Origin of the sequence: Streptomyces bicolor (assembly GCF_000719285.1) — a bacterium.
GTDB classification, from domain to species: domain Bacteria; phylum Actinomycetota; class Actinomycetes; order Streptomycetales; family Streptomycetaceae; genus Streptomyces; species Streptomyces bicolor.
The window spans coordinates 1-3,523 of record NZ_JOFS01000084.1; the positions used below are offsets into that span (position 1 = coordinate 1).

General features: G+C 67.4%; 2 protein-coding genes. One reads left to right on the forward strand and one right to left on the reverse strand.

All coding sequences use genetic code 11. The features are described from left to right. Positions 1 to 27: 27 nt before the first annotated feature. Positions 28 to 1,257, reverse strand: coding sequence for an IS110 family RNA-guided transposase (locus IF78_RS0142665; RefSeq protein WP_031498865.1), 1,230 nt, complete (start codon positions 1,255 to 1,257; stop codon positions 28 to 30). Between the two features lie 740 nt (positions 1,258 to 1,997). Between IF78_RS0142665 and IF78_RS0142670 the strand changes: the two genes are divergently transcribed. Continuing rightward, a complete protein-coding gene (locus IF78_RS0142670) occupies positions 1,998 to 3,413 on the forward strand; it encodes an NF041680 family putative transposase (protein ID WP_051828696.1) in 1,416 nt (471 codons plus the stop codon). The last annotated feature ends 110 nt before the right edge of the window (positions 3,414 to 3,523 follow it).

The window sequence follows — 3,523 nt, forward strand, 5'->3', positions numbered from 1 at the left end:
ACGTAGACACCTCACGGCGCTAGCGTGTCAAGCTGCGGCGGCGAGTCCGGTGGGGAAGGCCGTCTGTTCGTCGAACAGTTCGTGCTCTTGAAGGCAGTAGTAGAGCTGGCCGAGCATGCGGTTGAAGAGGTTGCGCTGGGCGGCTGCGTGCCAGTCACCGTGGTCGTCGCGGCGGCGCCGGTAGTGGGCCTTGGCTCCGGGTGAGGCGGTGATCGCGGAGAACGCCCAGAGGTAGCCGGCGTGGTTGAGGCGGTCGTTCTTGATCCAACGGCGGGTGATGCTCGACTTCTTCCCGGAGGCCCTGGTGATGGGCGAGGAGCCGGCGTATGCCTTCAGGCTGCGGGCGTCGGCGAAGCGTGTGTGATCGTCCCCGATCTCGGCGAGGACCCGGGCGCCGAGCTGGACGCCCAGTCCGGGGAAGCTCAGGAGCACCTCCGTGTCCGGGTGCTGAGGGAACGTCTCTTCCACCGCCTTCGCGAGGTCATCGGCGGCAGTGCAGGCGGCCTCCAACTGGACCACGAGGGCGAGCATCTGCTTGCCGAGTGCGTCCTCGACCAGCGGCGGCTGATGGGCGTAGTCGCCGCGGAAGATGTCTCGCAGCCGGTCGGCCTCGGCTTCGATGCCGCGCTTGCGGCCGGCCCGCCTGAGTGCGGCCTGGATCTGGTCTCGGGTCAGCCGCGCGGCCTTGGCAGGCGTCGGTGCGGACTTGAGCAGTTCCCGGGCCTCTGGTCGGCACAGGCCGTTGGCCCAGGTGGCGACGGCGTCCAGGGCTGCGGGGTAGAACTCCCGCAGGAGGGATCGGAGCTGGTTGGCGATCTGCTGCCGGTTCCAGGTCGCGTCCTGCTGGGCGCGCGCCAGGACGGCGATCGCGCGGGCCAGGTCGCTGTCGTCGGGCAGCGGCCGGTGGGCGTGCATGTCGGTGCGCAGGATGTTCGCGAGCACGAGTGCGTCGCCGGGGTCGGACTTCTTGCGCGAGACGGCGTGCCGATCGCGGTAGCGGGCGGCGGCCATCGGGTTAATCGCGAAGATCTTGCGCGTGCCGATCCGCAGGACGGCGACCAGCAGGCCGCGTGGGGTCTCGATCGCCACCGGGATGGGGTTCTCCTCGCTGTCGCCGTGCTCGGCGAGCAGGTCCAGGAGGATCTTGTAACCGGACGCGTCGTCGGTGATGTGCCGCTTGGCGACGAGCTGGCCGGTGTCGTCGACCAGCGCGACGTCGTGTGTCTTCTCGGCCCAGTCGATACCGCAATAGATCAAGGGTGTGCCCTCCCAGTGGAACGGATGTTTGCGCTGGTCACGAGCGCATGCGGAGCCACGCGTCGCACTAATCCCAGGCCTCGACCAGGCGCGGGTCGGGCCGACACCTCACGAGCCGTTCGTGGCACCAGCGCACCGCGCGGGTCTCGGTCTGCGCAGGAGCTGAAGTACTCGCGTACTGCAAGAGATCACCGCGCGGTGGGCTCGTACCACAAATGCCAACGAACATGAGGAAGTTCAAGTTCGATGGGTGGCGCCGGAGGTGCCGATCTACGTTTGGACCTGACCGGCCGGTGACTCCAAAGGCATGCCTCCGGCGCCAGGGGCAGCCGGACCGTCGTACAGATCCTGGCCGCCTTAACAACGGATTAGTCCCTCCACAGGCGCACAGCCGCGCTGACGTCGCCTGGCTGCAGATAGTTGCGGGTGTGCTCGAGACGGATGATCTCGGACAGTGCACGCGAAGACAGGCCGTCAATGACGGGCCTTGCACCCGTTGTCCGGTGGCTGCCGAGGGCGCCAGCACGGATCTGTCCTGGCCGTCTACGCGGCATGGACCTTTCGGTTCGTCGTCATGCGGTACATGGTGCCACGGCCTCGAATGGCGTCTCGAACGGATTCGCTCGCATGGGGATTCGCCGGACGTGGAGGCGGCCTTCGCCTGATCATGTGCTCCGACCAAGGTGCACGTGACCACGACGAAGGCCGTGAGGGTGAGTCTGCTGCCTGATGCTGTCCGCATGGAAGCGTTCGCGGAAGCGTCACGCTTCCGGGGAGAGTTCTACGAGTGTCTGACCGCCCGGCGCGACGAGTTGTTCGAGCTGGCAGATGCGGTGCTGTGTGCGGACGGTGCGGTGAAGTCCCCGGTGGACTTGACGCTGTTGCCGGAGCATCGTCGTGGGCACGGAGCGATGTACGGCGGCCTGAATCACGGCCGGATCGACGTCAACCGGCTGCGGACGGTGCTGGCCGGCCTGCCGCTGCCGCGTTTCGATGGCGGGCGCCTGGTCCTGGCGGTCGACGTGTCGCCATGGCTCCGCTCGGACGCGCCGTGCTCGGCAGAGCGCCTGTTTTGCCACGTCTACGGTCGCGCGAAAACGGCGTCGCAGTTCATTCCGGGCTGGCCCTACTCCTTCGTCGCCGTGCTGGAGCCGGGCGCCACATCCTGGACTGCGATCCTGGACGCGGTCCGGCTAGGACCGGCAGACGACGCGACGGCGATCACCGCCGCCCAGCTACGCGGTGTCGTCGAGCGGCTCATTGCCGCGGGCCAGTGGCAGGCCGGGAACCCGGCGATTGCGATCGTCAGCGACGCCGGATACGACGTCACCCGCCTGGCCTGGGTCCTGCGCGACCTGCCGGTCGAGTTGGTCGGCCGAGTCCGCTCGGACCGCGTGATGCGTCTGCCGAAGCCACCGAGGGTGCACGGCGTCAACGGCCGACCGCCCAAGCACGGGCCGGAGTTCCGCTTCGCCAAGCCGGAGACCTGGCCCGAGCCCGCGATCACCACGGTCACCGACACCACCAACTACGGCAAGGCCGAGACCCAGGCATGGGACCGGGTCCACCCGCGACTCACCCACCGTTCCTCATGGCTTGACCATGACGGTGAACTTCCACTGGTCGAGGGCACGTTGATGCGGTTGAAGGTCGAGCATCTGTCGAAGGGCCGAAATGCCCCGCCAGTGTGGTTATGGTCTTCCAAGACCGGCGCCACCCCGGACGACGTGGACCGCTTCTGGCAGGCTTTTCTCCGCCGCTTCGACCTGGAGCACACCTTCCGCTTCGCGAAGCAGACCCTCGGATGGACCACCCCAAAACTCCGCACTCCCGAAGCCGCGGACTGCTGGACCTGGATTCTGATCGTCGCTCACACCCAACTCCGGCTCGCCCGGCCCCTCGCCGCGGACCTCCGCCGACCGTGGGAGAAACCCACCACCTCCGACCGGCTCACCCCGGCCCGGGTCCGCCGAGGGTTCAGGAACATCCGCGCCCACCTCGCCTGCCTGGCCCGTGTTCCCAAACCCCGAGGAGCCGGCCCCGGAAGACCACTCGGCTCCAAGAACAAGCACCGGGCACCCCGCTACGACGTCGGCAAGACCGTCAAACGTCCCGAGACCCTCAAGGCCATCGGCAAGCCCGGAAGATCTTGGTAGATAAAGAACAAGCTTAGAGGGCGTTTCGTTCCGTTGTTTAGTCCCTGGATGCCCTAATTCGTTGAGGTTCTAGGTGCCGCGCCAGCTCGGGGTGGATTCGGCTGTGAGGC